This is a genomic window from Herbaspirillum sp. 1130 (genome assembly GCF_017833835.1).
Taxonomy (GTDB): Bacteria; Pseudomonadota; Gammaproteobacteria; order Burkholderiales; family Burkholderiaceae_D; genus Herbaspirillum; species Herbaspirillum huttiense.
Map to the genome: position 1 here is coordinate 570,144 of NZ_JAFICQ010000005.1, position 14,782 is coordinate 584,925.

A 14,782-nucleotide genomic window follows, 5' to 3' on the forward strand; every position below is an offset into this window, starting at 1 on the left:
CAGCAAGCCGCTTTGTTATATCTGCTGTCGGTCCGGGATCAAAGAGAATCAGGCAGTTCGATTTCGCCTTCAAACACCGTCACCGCGGGGCCAGTCATCATCACCGGTTCGCCCGGGCCGGCCCAGGCGATGTTGAGCACGCCGCCGTGCGTCTGGACCGCTACCGGCGAATCCAGCAGGCCACGGCGGATACCCGCGACGACCGCGGCGCAGGCGCCGGTGCCGCAGGCCAGGGTTTCTCCTGCACCGCGTTCGTAGACGCGCAGATTGATGTGATGGCGATCCGCCACCTGCATGAAGCCCGCGTTGACGCGCCTGGGAAAACGTTCATGGTGCTCGATCAGCGGTCCGTCCACCAAGACCGGGGCCGCTTCGCTGTCCTCCACCACTTGCACCGCATGCGGGTTGCCCATCGACACCACCGAGATCCAGGTGGTCTTGCCGGCCACGTCCAGCGGCCACAGCGTGTCCTCGGCTTCGGTGCGGTGTTGCAGGCCGCGGCTGTCGAAGGGGACGTCGGCCGGCGTGAGGATGGGCGCGCCCATGTCCACGGTGATCTGGCCGTCTGCTTCCAGGCGCGGTTCGATTACGCCGGACATGGTTTCCACCCGGATCGCCCGCTTGTCGGTCAGGCCCTTTTCGGTAACGAAACGCACGAAGGCGCGCGCGCCGTTGCCGCATTGCTCCACCTCGCCGCCATCGGCGTTGTAGATGCGATAACGGAAATCGACGCCAGGGGCTTGCGCCTTTTCCACCACCAGCATCTGGTCGGCCCCGATGCCGAAGCGGCGGTCGGCGATGAACTGCCACTGGGCTGGGGTGAGCGAAATGGCCTGGTTCACGGCATCAAGCACGACGAAGTCGTTGCCGGCACCATGCATCTTGGTAAATTTGATTTTCATCACATCATTATAAGTACGCCGCGCCCGATTCACAGGGCGCAGGGAGGGAGATCAGGGCCTAGTGCTGGCCCTTGCGGTAGACGTCGGGCTCGCCCGGGGGCCGGTTCTTGAAACGCTTGTGCGCCCAGAAATATTCGGCCGGGGCTTCCAGCACGCGTTCTTCGATGAAGGCATTCATGCGGCGGGTGGCGGCCACGATATCGTCGCCCGGATAGTTTTCCCAGGCCGGATAGAACGTGGTCTTCCAGCCGCGATAGCCGGGCAGGAAGGTGGTGATCACCGGCACCACCGACGCGCCGGTGGCCGCCGCGATGCGGGCGGTGGCGGTGAGCGTAGCGGCCGGCACGCCGAAGAAGGGGACGAACTCGGCATCGCGGGTGCCGAAATCCATATCCGGCAGCATGATGAAGGGCAGGCCCTCGCGCATGGCGCGAATGATGGGTTTGACCCCTTTCTCGCGCGCCAGCAGGGTCACCGGGCGGAAGCGCGAGCGTCCCTTGAGCAGGGCCTGGTCCACCACTTCGTTCTGCTGGCGGGAGTAGATGGTGCAGACCGAGTAGTCCGAGTTGAGCACCAGCGCGATGCCGGGAATCTCCAGGCAGACGAAATGCGGGCACAGCAGGATGGTCGGACCCTTGTCGAGCGTCTCGAAGGGAATGCCGGGCTCGACCTGGATCAGGCGCTTCAGGCGGGACTCCGGGGCCCACCACAGGATGCCGCGCTCCAGGGCGCTGCGGGCGTAGGCCTGGAAGTGGCGGCGGGCGATGAGGCGGCGTTCCTCTTCCGATTTCTCGGGAAAGCACAGCCGCAGGTTGATCAGGGTGATGCGGCGGCGCGGGCGCATATAGATATAGAGCAGCCAGCCCAGCGCCTCGCCCAGCCGTCCCAGAATGGGCAGCGGCAACCAGTGCAGCAGCCACATCAGCCCGATCAGGGCTCTCATTGAGCGGCTCCCGGCGGGGTTACGCCCGGGGGCGTCTTGTAGCGGTTGTAGCTCCAGATGTATTGCGCCGGGCAGCGGGCGATCAGCTTTTCCATGGCGGCGTTGATGGCACGAGCCTGTTGCTCGGGCGTTTCGCCCAGTTCACCTTCAAAGGCCACGAAATGGATGGCGTAGCCGCGTCCCCAGGACAGGCGCTCGGCATAGGCCAGGATGATGGGCGCGCCGCTCATCTGTTGCAGCTTGGCCGGCAGGGTCATGGTATAGGCCGGCTTGCCGAAGAAATTGGCCCACACGCCTTCGCCATTCTGCGGCACCTGGTCCGGCAGCAGGCCGATGGCCTGGCCATTCTTCAAGGCCTTGAGCAGGATACGCACGCCGGACAGGTTGGCCGGTGCCAGGTGCAGGTTGGCGCGGGCGCGGGCACCCTCGATGAGCGGCTTGAGTGCGGCCTTGCGCGGTGGGCGGTACAGCACGCTCAGGCTGTGATGGCGCGCCACCGACTGCGCCGAAATCTCGAAACAGCCCAGGTGCGGAGTGAGGAAGACGATGCCGGCCTTGGCGTCCAGTGCCTGCTGGACCAGATCCCAGTTGACGATGCGCGCCGTGCGCAACACCCGTTCCGGGCGGGCGCACCAGATGAAGGGCAGCTCGAACATGCCCTTGCCGGCTTCCCCGACCGATTTCCACAGGCTGCCGCGATGGCCGGCCAGGGTGATGTTGTCAGTCAGGCGGCGGCGATAGGCGGGGGAGAGCAGGAAAACCAGCCAGCCCACCACCACGCCGAGGGCATGCAAGGCCGGCAGCGGCAGGAAAGAGAGCAGGCGGAATAAAGAAACGAGCATACTTGCCGATAACAAAAAGGCGGAGTTGCTCCGCCGTCAAATTGCAGAAAAATGCAAGACGCGTAAAATAGCACAAGCCGTCGAGTTAATGACAACTTGCGAGACGGGGTACAAATATCGCTAAAGCGTCGCAGGCACGACTAACGATGGGCCGCGACATTGGTAAATCGTTTTCAGTCAGAGGCTTGCATGTCCAACGAATATCTCTTCACTTCCGAATCCGTCTCCGAAGGCCATCCCGACAAGGTTGCCGACCAGATCTCGGACGCCATCCTGGATGCCATCTTCACCCAGGACCCGCATTCCCGCGTCGCTGCCGAAACCTTGTGCAACACCGGTCTGGTGGTCTTGGCCGGTGAAATCACCACCCGTGCCAACGTCGACTACATCGATGTGGCCCGCGAAACCATCAAGCGCATCGGCTACGACAACGCCGACTTCGGCATCGACTACAAGAGCTGCGCCGTGCTGGTGGCCTACGACAAGCAATCTCCCGACATCGCTCAGGGCGTGGACGAAGGCCGTGGCGTTGATCTGGAGCAAGGTGCCGGCGATCAGGGCCTGATGTTCGGCTACGCCTGCAATGAAACCCCGGAACTGATGCCGGCCGCAATCTATTACGCCCACCGCATCGTCGAGCGCCAGTCGCAACTGCGCAAGGATGGCCGCCTGCCCTGGCTGCGTCCGGATGCCAAGTCGCAGGTCACGCTGAAGTATGTGGATGGCAAGCCGGTCGCCATCGATACCGTGGTGCTGTCGACCCAGCATGCGCCCGAGATGGAGCAGAAGGACATCCACGAAGCCGCCATCGAGGAAATCATCAAGCCGGTGCTGCCGGCCGAGTGGCTCAAGAACACCCGCTACCTGATCAACCCGACCGGCCGTTTCGTCATCGGCGGCCCGCAGGGCGACTGCGGCCTGACCGGCCGCAAGATCATCGTCGATACCTATGGTGGCGCGGCGCCCCACGGTGGCGGTGCTTTCTCCGGCAAGGACCCATCCAAGGTCGACCGTTCGGCTGCCTACGCCGGCCGCTATGTGGCCAAGAACATCGTCGCTGCCGGCCTGGCCGAGCGTTGCCAGATCCAGGTGTCCTATGCCATCGGTATCGCCAAGCCGACTTCGGTCATGGTGACCACCTTCGGCACAGGCAAGATCAGCGATGAAAAGCTGGCCCAACTGGTGCAGGAGCACTTCGACCTGCGTCCCAAGGGCATCGTCCAGATGCTGGACCTGCTGCGTCCGATCTACGCCAAGACCGCCGCTTACGGCCACTTCGGCCGCGAAGAGCCGGAATTCACCTGGGAGCGCACCGACAAGGTCGCCGCCCTGCGTGCCTCGGCCGGCCTGTAAGCCAGCCCATCCGGCACGAGCCGGCTTGCAGTATGCACAATGAAGCGCCAATGCATCTGCAAACCTGCTCAACAGGCGTGTGAAGAGCGATTCACACGCCTGTTCCGAGGATTGACTAACGCCTGACCCGCGCTACAATGCTGTTCCCGCGAATGAAGATTCGCGCACTGTTCCGATGTTGGCATTGCGTCCGGAACGCCAAATCTCACAATGCCTCACCGCTGCAAGGAGCGTTGCGACAGGGACATCCCCTGCCAGGCTTGAAGCGGTGAACAGGCGCAAGTCGCCTGGCAACCGCGCTCACGTTACTTTTTTTCTGGCTTTTTCATGAAAGGAGGGCGTGAACAGCGCCATTGCCATGACCACCAATCCTACCCAAGACTACATCGTCGCAGACATCAAGCTGGCCGACTGGGGCCACAAGGAAATCAAGATTGCCGAAACCGAAATGCCGGGCCTGATGGCGATCCGCGAGGAATTCGCTGCCTCGCAGCCCCTGAAGGGCGCGCGCATCACCGGTTCGCTGCACATGACCATCCAGACCGCCGTGCTGATCCAGACCCTGGAAGCACTGGGCGCCAAGGTGCGTTGGGCTTCCTGCAACATCTACTCGACCCAGGATCACGCTGCTGCGGCCATCGCGGCCAACGGCACCCCGGTGTTCGCCGTCAAGGGCGAAACCCTGGATGAATACTGGGATTACACCCACCGCATCTTCGAATGGACCGACGGTGGCTATTCCAACATGATCCTGGACGATGGCGGCGACGCCACCGTGCTGCTGCACCTGGGCACTCGTGCCGAGGCGGACATTTCGGTGCTGGACAAGCCGGATTCGGAAGAAGCCGTGTGCCTCTTCAACGCCATCAAGCGCACCCTGGCCAAGGACCCGCAGTGGTATTCCAAGCGCATCAAGGAAATCAAGGGCGTCACCGAAGAGACCACCACCGGCGTGCACCGCCTGTACCAGATGTTCAAGGAAGGCAAGCTGGCTTTCCCGGCCATCAACGTCAACGACTCGGTCACCAAGTCCAAGTTCGACAACCTGTACGGCTGCCGCGAATCGCTGGTGGACGGCATCAAGCGCGCCACCGACGTGATGATCGCCGGCAAGGTCGCCATCGTGGCCGGTTACGGTGACGTCGGCAAGGGTTCGGCCCAGGCCCTGCGCGCGCTGTCGGCGCAAGTGTGGGTCACCGAGATCGATCCGATCTGTGCCCTGCAGGCCGCCATGGAAGGCTATCGCGTGGTGACCATGGACTACGCCGCCGAACACGGCGACATCTTCGTCACCGCCACCGGCAACTACCATGTGATCACCCACGAGCACATGAAGAAGATGAAGGACCAGGCCATCGTCTGCAACATCGGCCACTTCGACAATGAAATCGAAGTTGCCGCCCTGAAGCAGTACACCTGGGAAAACATCAAGCCGCAGGTCGACCACGTGATCTTCCCCGATGGCAAGCGCATCATCCTGCTGGCCGAAGGCCGCCTGGTGAACCTGGGTTGTGCCACCGGCCACCCGTCCTACGTGATGAGCTCGTCCTTCGCCAACCAGACCATTGCCCAGATCGAACTGTTCGTCAACACCAAGGACTATCCGGTCGGCGTCTACACGCTGCCCAAGCACCTGGACGAAAAGGTCGCCCGTCTGCAATTGAAGAAACTCAATGCGCAGTTGAGCGAACTGACCGCCGAACAGGCCGCCTACATTGGCGTGAAGGTCGAAGGCCCCTACAAGCCTGAGCACTACCGCTACTGATTCCTGCCTGGCGCCGGCCTTCTCTTGATTTGAGGGGCCGGCCCTGCAGTCTCAGTATCATCTCCCGCCTGCGGACCTTGCATCCCCTCTTGAGGTGATGCAAGCTTCACGGGTGTCTTCATCACTCCCCCGACGGGATCGAAAGGTTTTTTCATGCGCCTGCTGCTGACCTGGCTCATCAACGCATTGGCCTTGCTGGCCGTTCCTTACCTGATGCACTCGGTGCAGGTCGACAGCTTCGGCTCGGCCCTGCTGGCCGCGCTGATCCTGGGGTTCGTCAATACCATCGTGCGCCCGGTGCTGGTGGTGCTGACCCTGCCGGTGACCATGCTCACCCTGGGCCTGTTCATCCTGGTCATCAATGGCCTCATGTTCTGGGTTGTGGCGCAACTGGTCGGCGGCTTCCACGTGGCCGGCTTCTGGTCTGCGGTCGGCGGCGCACTGCTCTACAGCATCGTGTCCTGGGCCCTGTCCACACTGTTGCTGAAATCGGGTTCGAATCAATGAGTACACATAATTTCAGTATCGAATTTTTCCCGCCCAAGACTGCCGAAGGGGCGGAAAAGCTGCGCGCTACCCGCGCCCGGCTGGCGGCGCTGGCTCCGAAGTATTTCTCGGTGACCTTCGGTGCCGGCGGTTCGACGCAACAAGGTACACGCGATACCGTGCTGGAAATCATCGGTGAAGGCCACGAGGCCGCACCGCACCTGTCCTGCATCGGCAGCTCGCGCGCCAGCCTGCGCACCATTCTCGAAGATTACCGCTCCCAAGGCATCAAGCGCCTGGTGGCTCTGCGCGGCGACCTGCCCAGCGGCTATGGGGCGATGGATCAGGCTTCGAGCGAATTCCGCCATGCCAACGAACTGGTCGAGTTCGTGCGCGCCGAAACCGGCGACTGGTTCCACATCGAAGTGGCCGCCTATCCCGAGATGCACCCGCAAGCGCGCTCGCCGCAGGACGATGTGCAGAACTTCGCACGCAAAGTGAAGGCCGGTGCCAATTCGGCCATCACCCAGTATTTCTACAATGCCGACGCCTACTTCCGCTTCGTGGACGAGGCCGCCAGACTGGGCGCGACCGTTCCGGTGATTGCCGGCATCATGCCCATCACCAACTACACGCAGCTGATGCGCTTCTCGGACATGTGCGGTACCGAGATCCCGCGCTGGATCCGTCTCAAGCTGGCCAGCTACGGCGACGATACCGAATCGATCCGCGCCTTCGGCCAGGACGTGGTGACCCAGCTGTGCCAGCGCCTGCTGGCTGGCGGTGCGCCCGGTTTGCATTTTTATTCACTGAACCAGGCAGGGCCGACCGAGGCGATCTGGCAACAACTGGTGAAGTAGGCGGAGATTGCCTTTCCAAGCCGGACCTGGGTCCGGCTTTTTTCTTCATATATCGTCGAAAATGACGCTATCCAGCGCGATGTCGTGCGCCTGCGCTTCGAATTCGACCCGTCCGAAGCCGTGGCAGACCCCCACCGCCAGCGGCCGCGGACTGGCCGCCAACGTGCGGTCGTAGAAGCCGCCGCCATAGCCCAGACGGCATCCTGCCGCATTGACACCCAGGCAAGGAATCAGCAAGGCCTGCGGCTGCACGATGGTGGTCCCGGCCGGTGGCACGAGTGTGCCCATCCCATCCTTTTCCAGAGGATCGCCAGGCTGCCAGGCGCGAAATTCCAGTGCCGAATCTTTATCGACCACCACCGGCAGGCACAGGTGCACCCCGCGCGCGGCCAGCGCGTTATAGGCCGCAGACAGATCCGGTTCGCGCCGGATCGGCTGGTAAACCGCCAGGCTGTGGATGGCGTACGTGGCGCACCAGTCCAGTACCCGCTGCCCGATGATGGCATCGGCTGCGATCTTGTCCTCGTCAAGCAGGGCCTTGCGGCGCGCCAGCAGCTCTGCGCGCAGGCGCTGTTTGTGAAGGGCGGCCGCCTCCTGTTCCGTCGGTGGAGGGGGCGTATCGCGTGCTATGCTTGGGTTCATTATTTGTTCCAACAATCTGCATGAAGAAGCTTGCATGAGTATGCGTCCGAAGAATCATCCGTTCAACCAGCGCCTGCGCGCGCTGGCCGCCTCCGTGGCGCTCCCCCTGGCGCTGGCGACCGGCGCCATGCTCACCGCTGCGCCCGCCGCCCACGCCCAGAAGCGCGTGGCCCCGGACGCCGCTCCTGACGATATTTTCCTGGCCCTGCGCCAGGCGGCCGCCAGCGACAACGCCGCGCTGGCGCAAGACCTGGCCTCGCGGCTGTCGGGCTATGAGCTGGCGTCCTATGTCGATTACTACCGGCTCAAGCCGCGCGTGCGCGACTACAGCGCCAGCGAGCAGGAGATCCGCGATTTCCTGGCACGCTGGGACGGCCAGGCCATCGTTGATCGCCTGCGCAACGACTGGCTGCTGGCCCTGGGCAAGACCGGCAACTGGGCCGTCTTCGATGAGCAGTACCCCAAGTTCGTACTCAATGATGATACCCAGGTCAAGTGCTTTGCCCTGAACTCGCGCGCGCTCAAGGGGGCCAATGTGGCCGAGGAGGCGCGTGCGCTGCTGAGCAATCCCAAGGACTACGGCCAGGGCTGCAGCGACCTGATTGCCACCCTGGCGCAGAACGGCCAGTTCAGTGATGCCGACGTCTGGTTCCAGATCCGCCAGGCCGCCGAGAACGGCAATGCCACCGTGGCGCGCCGTGCGGCGGTGCTGGTCGACAGCGGCGATGTCAGCGTGACCCAGGTGATGGATCGTCCGGCCCTGATGCTGGCCAAGGGACCGGGCCGTGGCCCGGTGAACCACCAGCTCTACATCATCGCGCTGGGCCGCATCGCCAAGACCAATCCGTCCCAGGCCGCGACCTATCTCAACGATGCCGGCCGCAACATGAGCTCGCAGGAAGTCGCACAGGCTTGGGCACAGATCGCCCTGGCCGCATCCTACAAGCTGGCACCGGAAGCCTCGGACTACTGGCGCAAAGCCAAGGACGCGCCGCTGACCCAGGATGCGATGCAATGGAAGGTCCGCATGGCCCTGCGCGACGGCGACTGGAAGACCGTACGCAAGACCATCGAAGCCATGCCGGCCCCGCTGCGCAGCGACACCGCCTGGGTCTACTGGCTCGGCCGTGCCCTGAAGGCCGAAGGCCAGAACGAGGCCGCACGCCGCCTGTTCGAATCGATCGCGCCCAACTTCAGCTTCTATGGCCAGCTGGCGCTGGAAGAGCTGGGTCAGCAGATCACCATTCCGCCTGGCCCGACCCCGCCGGGCGCCGGTGAAGTGGCGCTGTATTCGCAGAATGCCGGCTTCAAGCGTTCGCTCAAGTTCTATCAGCTGAACCTGCGCTTCGAAGCCATCCGCGAATGGAACTGGGAACTGCGCAACATGACCGACCGCCAGTTGCTGGCCGCCGCTGAATACGCACGCCAGAATGATGTGCTGGACCGCATGGTCAACACCTCCGACCGCACCAAGACCGAGTTCGATTTCACCCAGCGCTTCCCGGCACCGCACCTGCCCGAGATGAATGCGGCCACGCGACCGCTGGGCATGGAGAACGCCTGGGTCTATGGCCTGATCCGCCAGGAGTCGCGCTTCATCAAGTCGGCCCGTTCGCATGTGGGCGCTTCCGGCCTGATGCAACTGATGCCGGCCACCGCCAAGTTCGTTGCCAAGAAGATCGGGATGACCGAATTCACGGCTGACCAGGTCAATGACATCAACACCAACCTGCTGCTGGGCACCAGCTATCTGGACATGGTGTTGAACAACCTGGAAGGCTCGGAAACCCTGGCCACCGCCGGCTACAATGCCGGCCCCGGCCGTCCGCGCACCTGGCGCGCGACCTTGCCGCGTCCGGTCGAAGGGGCGATCTTCGCCGAGATCATCCCTTTCAATGAAACCCGGGGCTATGTCAAGAACGTGATGTCCAATGCGACCTACTATGCGGCCATGTTCGAGAACCGCCCGCAATCGCTGAAGCAGCGCATGGGTACGGTGGCCCCCAATGCCAACGTCGCCACCGACCTGCCCTGATCCCATCGCCGCGGCCGCCGTCCCTCGTTGACGCGGCGGCCAGCGGTTCCCCCTGGAAATCGGAGAGAGACAAATGGCAGTCAAGAAGATCCTCGTCATCGGCGGTTCCGGCTTCATCGGCACCCGCCTGATCGAACTGCTGGGCAGCACCACCGGCTACCGCATCATGGTGCCCACGCGCCGCTACGAGCGCGCCAAGCATCTGCTGGTCTCGCCCGTGGTCAGCGTGGTCCAGGCCAACATCCATGACGATGCCGTGCTGGCGCGCCTGGTAGCCGAGGCGGACGTGGTCATCAACCTGGTCGGCATCCTGCAATCGCGTCCGGCGCGTGGCGGTGCTCCTTATGGTCCGGATTTCGAACGCCAGCACGTGCTGCTGCCGCGCCGCATCGTGGCCGCCTGCGTGCAGCAGGGCGTGCCGCGCTACCTGCACATGAGCGCGCTGTGCGCCGATGCCCAGGGGCCGTCGATGTACCTGCGTTCCAAGGCGGCCGGCGAACAGGAAGCGCTGGCCTCGCCGGCGCTCGATGTGGCCATTTTCCGTCCGTCGGTCGTGTTCGGCGAGGGCGATAATTTCATCAACATGTTCGCCGGCCTGAACCGCCTGTTCCCGGTGATTCCGCTGGGCAGCCCTGATGCGCGCTTCCAGCCGGTCTACGTGGGTGATGTGGCACAGGCCTTCGTCAATGCGCTGGCCTTGCCGCGCCTGGGCGGCAAGGTGTTCGAGCTGGGCGGGCCCAAGCAATATTCTCTGCGTGAACTGGTGCGCCTGTCGGGCTGGTACAGCGGCCATCCGCGACCGGTGATCGGCTTGCCCGATGCGGCCGGCTGGCTGCAGGCCTTCGCGCTGGAACACCTGCCGGGCAAGCTGATGAGCCGCGACAATGTCGCCTCCATGAAGGTGGACAATGTCCTGCACGGCCCCATTGCCCCCGAGCTGCAGCTCACGCCGCGCGCACTGGAAGACGTCATTCCCGGCTATCTCCTGCCGCGCAGCCCGCAACAGCAATTCGACTTTTTCCGTAGCACCGCGCGACGCTGAATGGTTCAGTCGCCGCGACATTGATCTTCGAGAAACGAGCTCCCATGCAAGATACAGAACTGGATCCGGTCTTGTCCGAAACCCTGCAAAAGGCCGGACGCCACATGCCCACCCTGGTGATCGCCAACAAGAATTATTCCTCGTGGTCGATGCGCCCGTGGGTCACCGCCGTGGCCTTCGATATCCCTTTCAAGGAAGTGCGCGTGCTGCTGGACCAGCCCGAGACCGCCGGCGAGATCGCCCGCTACACCGGCTCGGGCCGCGTGCCGGTGCTGCTCGATGGCGACATCGCGATCTGGGATTCGCTGTCCATCTGCGAATACCTGGCCGAGCAATTCCCTGACCGCCACCTGTGGCCGGCCCGCACCGATGCTCGCGCCATCGCGCGCAGCATCTGTGCCGAGATGCACTCCGGTTTCACTGGCCTGCGCACGGCCATGAGCATGGACATCCGTGGCCGCTACCCCGGCAAGGGGCGCACCGCCGACGCACAAGCCGATATCGCGCGCGTGTGCGAAATCTGGGAAGAGTGCCTCTCGCAATTCGGCCATCATGAATTCCTCTTCGGCGATTTCTCCATTGCCGATGCCTTCTATGCACCGGTGGTGATGCGCTTCGTCAGCTACCAGGTGCCGCTGGCTCCGGCCCTGCAAGCCTATGCCGACCGTGTGCGCGAGCACCCGGCGGTGGCGCGCTGGATCGCCGAGGCGCTGGCCGAGAAGGAAATCCTTCCGGACCACCAGTGAGGCGCAGCCGATGAAGACCTACACCGTCGGCGGCGCAGTGCGCGACGGCTTGCTGGGCCTGCCGGTGAAGGACCGCGACCACGTGGTGGTGGGGGCCACGCCGCAGCAGCTGCTGGAACTGGGTTTCCGCCCGGTCGGCAAGGACTTCCCGGTGTTCCTCCATCCCGACACCCACGAGGAATATGCCCTGGCCCGCACCGAGCGCAAGACCGCGCCCGGCTACAAGGGCTTCGCCTTCCATGCCGCACCCGATGTGACGCTGGAAGACGATCTCGCGCGCCGCGACCTCACCATCAACGCGATTGCGCAGGATGAGGATGGCACCCTGGTCGATCCGTATCACGGCCGTGCCGATCTTGAGGCGCGCGTATTTCGCCATGTCTCCGAGGCCTTTGTCGAAGATCCGGTACGCATCCTGCGCGTAGCACGTTTTGCGGCGCGCTTCGCCGATTTCACGGTGGCCCCGGAAACCAATGCGCTCATGCAGCGCATGGTGCAAGAGGGCGAGGTGGATGCGCTGGTGCCTGAACGCGTCTGGCAGGAACTGGCGCGCGGCCTGATGGAGCACAAGCCGTCTCGCATGTTCGAGGTCTTGCGCGCCTGCGGCGCCTTGCAGCGCATCCTGCCCGAACTCGATGCGCTGTGGGGCGTACCGCAGCCGGAGAAATGGCATCCCGAAATCGATACCGGTGTTCATGTGATGCTGGTGGTCGATTGGGCCGCCGCGCAGAATTTTTCATTGCCGATCCGATTTGCCGCGCTGTTGCACGACCTCGGCAAAGGCACCACGCCACCCGAGATCTGGCCGCGCCATCATGGCCATGAAGCGCGCAGCGAGCGTTTGGCCGAAGACGTCTGCACGCGCCTGAAGGTGCCCGGCGAATGCCGTGACCTGGCGCTGATGACGGCGCGCGAACATGGCAATGTGGGACGCTCCTTCGAGATGCGTCCCGATACCCTGGTCAAGTTCTTCGCACGGTGCGATGCCTTCCGCAAACCGCAGCGCTTCGTCGACATGCTGCGCGCCTCGGAATGCGACCATCGCGGCCGCACCGGGCTGGAGTTGCAGCCCTTCCCGCAGGCAGCTTATCTGGAAGGCGCACTGCAGGCCGCGCAGGCCATCGATGCCGGCGCCATCGCGCAGCAGCAGGCACAGCCGCAACGCATTCCTGAGGCCATCCTGGCGGCACGTACCGCGCAAGTGGCGGCCTATGTCGAGCAGCATCGTCCGGCGCAGTCTTGAGGAAACGTCACGATGAGCCATCCCCTGTCCCGTCTCCTCCAGCGCTTGCGTGGCCAGCAATCCGGCTTGCCGCCTGTACAGCCGGAGAAGCAGGACAAGCCCAACGTCTTCGTCAAGGAGCTCTCGCCGCGTGCGCGCCGCCACCTGCTGCGCCATTTCCTCGCGCTGGAAGAGAAGGATCGCCTGCTGCGCTTCGGTTCCAAGCTCTCCGATGAGATGGTGACGCGCTACGTGGAGGGCATCAACTTCGAGCGCGATACCGTCTTCGGCGTCTATGACCGTCGCTTGCGACTGCTCGGTGTCGGCCACCTGGCCTTCGCGCCCAAGGAGAGCACGCGCATCAGCGGTGCCACCATCAAGCCGGTGGTGGCCGAGTTCGGGGTCTCGGTGACGGCTGCCGCGCGTGGGCTCGGTGTGGGCACGCGCCTGTTCATGCGCGCCTCCGTGCACTGTCGCAATGCCGATGTCGATACGCTGTACATGCACTGCCTCTCGTCGAACAAAGTGATGATGCACATCGCCAAGAAGGCCGGCATGGAAATCCACCGCGACTATGGCGAGGCCGATGCCTACCTCAAGATCAAGCCGGCCAACTCGGCCACGGTGTTCCAGGAAGCGCTGGAAGAGCAAGTTGCAATGTTGGACTATATCGTCAAGGCCAACTTCAAGGCACTGCTGAAATGGGGCGCGCGCGTGACCGGCATCGGTGCCAAAAAGAAGGATGACGGCACGCCGCCGCCTGCTGCCTGACGCGCTGCTTGCGCGAACGCACATGACCATCCCGTGCCGGGAGCGCATAATATGCGCCTCACTTTGATAACGGGTATGCCATGAGCACCAATCCCAACACCGATGATTTCTTCGCCACCGTCGCCACCAAGTCCGATAGCGGAGCCTTGCGCGGCGACTACAGCCAGGCCGACGCCAACTACGTCGTGGCCCAGAACTGGGAGGGCTACACGCCCGCCCAGCACGCGCTGTGGCGTCGTCTCTATGAACGCCAAGCCAAGTTGATTCCGGGTCGCGCCTGTGATGTCTTCATCGGCAGCCTCAAGGCGCTCGATGTCTCGCAAGGCATCCCGCGCTTTGACCGCACCACCGAAGCACTCTTCAAGGCCACCGGCTGGCAGCTGGTGGCGGTGCCGGGCCTGGTGCCGGACCACACCTTCTTCGAGCACCTGGCCAATCGCCGCTTCCCTGTCACGGTGTGGCTGCGTGAAGAGCACGAGTTCGATTACATCGTCGAGCCCGATCTGTTCCATGACTTCTTCGGCCATGTCCCGCTGCTGTTCAATCCGATCTTCGCCAACCACCTGCAGGAATACGGCAAGGGTGGCCTCAAGGCGCTCAAGCTCGACGGGCTGGCCTATCTGGCGCGCCTGTACTGGTACACCATCGAGTTCGGGCTGATCCAGAGCAAGGAGGGTTTGCGCATCTATGGTGCCGGCATCCTCTCCTCGGGCGGCGAGGTCGAGTACTGCCTCTCCAGCGACCAGCCGCGCCGCGTGCCGTTTGAAGTGGAGCGCATCATGCGCACGCTCTACAAGATCGACACCTATCAGGAGACCTATTTCGTGATCAAGGATTTCGAACAGCTCTTCAACGATACCGCGCCGGACTTCACGCTGCTCTACGAGCGGCTCAAGCAGCAGGAGGCCCTGCCGGCCAATACCTTGCTGCCGGGCGAGACCAATTTCCCGCCCAATCGCTGAAGATGACATCGCTGCAAGCAAGCGCTCAGGAAAGCCGGACATGCGTCCGGCTTTTTTTTTGTGCCCGGCAGAAGCGCACATAAAAAAAGCGGATCCGACAGGGGAGGCCGGATCCGCGAGCTAGTGGTGCTTTCAACACTAGAGGGGAGGAACCTTGCACAGTAACGGATACCAATCAATCGCTGTTCAAGTGAGGTCTATTAAACGTCAG

Annotated in this window: 14 protein-coding genes and 1 riboswitch; of the genes, 10 read left to right on the top strand and 4 right to left on the bottom strand. The window is 63.4% G+C overall.

Annotated elements, in window-relative coordinates; translation table 11 throughout:
* Positions 1 to 38: 38 nt before the first annotated feature.
* The 3 genes from dapF to JOD78_RS24090 are packed head-to-tail and all read right to left on the bottom strand — an operon-like array spanning position 39 to position 2,687.
* Positions 39 to 902, bottom strand: coding sequence for a diaminopimelate epimerase (gene dapF / locus JOD78_RS24080; protein WP_121040629.1), 864 nt, complete (start codon positions 900 to 902; stop codon positions 39 to 41).
* A 58-nt stretch (positions 903 to 960) separates the two neighbouring features.
* Complete coding sequence (locus tag JOD78_RS24085; protein ID WP_034331920.1) at positions 961 to 1,845, bottom strand: lipid A biosynthesis acyltransferase; 885 nt, start codon at positions 1,843 to 1,845, stop codon at positions 961 to 963.
* The gene (locus tag JOD78_RS24090) at positions 1,842 to 2,687 is read right to left on the bottom strand and encodes a lysophospholipid acyltransferase family protein (RefSeq protein WP_121040627.1); all 846 of its coding nucleotides are present in this window, start codon (positions 2,685 to 2,687) and stop codon (positions 1,842 to 1,844) included. Before JOD78_RS24090 ends, JOD78_RS24085 begins: the two co-directional genes overlap by 4 nt.
* A 189-nt stretch (positions 2,688 to 2,876) precedes the next feature.
* Here JOD78_RS24090 and metK point away from each other — a divergent pair, with 189 nt between their 5' ends.
* The 4 genes from metK to metF all read left to right on the top strand — a co-directional run bounded on the left by metK (position 2,877) and on the right by metF (position 7,151).
* The gene (gene metK / locus JOD78_RS24095; RefSeq protein WP_039783651.1) at positions 2,877 to 4,040 is read left to right on the top strand and encodes a methionine adenosyltransferase; all 1,164 of its coding nucleotides are present in this window, start codon (positions 2,877 to 2,879) and stop codon (positions 4,038 to 4,040) included.
* A 219-nt stretch (positions 4,041 to 4,259) separates the two neighbouring features.
* Positions 4,260 to 4,349, top strand: a riboswitch (S-adenosyl-L-homocysteine riboswitch).
* 49 nt (positions 4,350 to 4,398) lie between these two features.
* Entirely contained in the window at positions 4,399 to 5,805 is a 1,407-nt protein-coding gene (gene ahcY, locus JOD78_RS24100; protein WP_121041348.1) for an adenosylhomocysteinase, read from the top strand.
* Positions 5,806 to 5,958: 153 nt separating this feature from the next.
* The gene (locus tag JOD78_RS24105; RefSeq protein WP_008332818.1) at positions 5,959 to 6,312 is read left to right on the top strand and encodes a phage holin family protein; all 354 of its coding nucleotides are present in this window, start codon (positions 5,959 to 5,961) and stop codon (positions 6,310 to 6,312) included.
* Positions 6,309 to 7,151, top strand: coding sequence for a methylenetetrahydrofolate reductase [NAD(P)H] (gene metF, locus JOD78_RS24110; RefSeq protein WP_134137001.1), 843 nt, complete (start codon positions 6,309 to 6,311; stop codon positions 7,149 to 7,151). The genes JOD78_RS24105 and metF overlap by 4 nt, the downstream gene beginning before the upstream one ends.
* A gap of 45 nt (positions 7,152 to 7,196) precedes the next feature.
* Here the strand turns inward: metF and JOD78_RS24115 are convergent, their stop codons facing one another.
* Positions 7,197 to 7,793 carry a 5-formyltetrahydrofolate cyclo-ligase gene (locus JOD78_RS24115; RefSeq protein ID WP_227022775.1) on the bottom strand — a complete coding sequence of 199 codons (597 nt, stop codon included), beginning with the start codon at positions 7,791 to 7,793 and terminating at the stop codon, positions 7,197 to 7,199.
* A 34-nt stretch (positions 7,794 to 7,827) separates the two neighbouring features.
* Here JOD78_RS24115 and JOD78_RS24120 point away from each other — a divergent pair, with 34 nt between their 5' ends.
* The 6 genes from JOD78_RS24120 to phhA all read left to right on the top strand — a co-directional run bounded on the left by JOD78_RS24120 (position 7,828) and on the right by phhA (position 14,571).
* A complete protein-coding gene (locus JOD78_RS24120) occupies positions 7,828 to 9,828 on the top strand; it encodes a lytic transglycosylase domain-containing protein (RefSeq protein WP_121040622.1) in 2,001 nt (666 codons plus the stop codon).
* A gap of 73 nt (positions 9,829 to 9,901) precedes the next feature.
* Complete coding sequence (locus JOD78_RS24125) at positions 9,902 to 10,870, top strand: complex I NDUFA9 subunit family protein (RefSeq protein WP_039783660.1); 969 nt, start codon at positions 9,902 to 9,904, stop codon at positions 10,868 to 10,870.
* 44 nt (positions 10,871 to 10,914) lie between these two features.
* Positions 10,915 to 11,616 carry a glutathione S-transferase family protein gene (locus JOD78_RS24130; protein WP_034331932.1) on the top strand — a complete coding sequence of 234 codons (702 nt, stop codon included), beginning with the start codon at positions 10,915 to 10,917 and terminating at the stop codon, positions 11,614 to 11,616.
* Positions 11,617 to 11,626: 10 nt separating this feature from the next.
* On the top strand, positions 11,627 to 12,859 hold the full coding sequence (locus tag JOD78_RS24135; protein ID WP_034331934.1) for a multifunctional CCA addition/repair protein: 1,233 nt from the start codon (positions 11,627 to 11,629) through the stop codon (positions 12,857 to 12,859).
* 12 nt (positions 12,860 to 12,871) lie between these two features.
* The gene (locus tag JOD78_RS24140; RefSeq protein WP_121040620.1) at positions 12,872 to 13,609 is read left to right on the top strand and encodes a GNAT family N-acetyltransferase; all 738 of its coding nucleotides are present in this window, start codon (positions 12,872 to 12,874) and stop codon (positions 13,607 to 13,609) included.
* 80 nt (positions 13,610 to 13,689) lie between these two features.
* Entirely contained in the window at positions 13,690 to 14,571 is an 882-nt protein-coding gene (gene phhA / locus JOD78_RS24145) for a phenylalanine 4-monooxygenase (RefSeq protein ID WP_209569878.1), read from the top strand.
* The last annotated feature ends 211 nt before the right edge of the window (positions 14,572 to 14,782 follow it).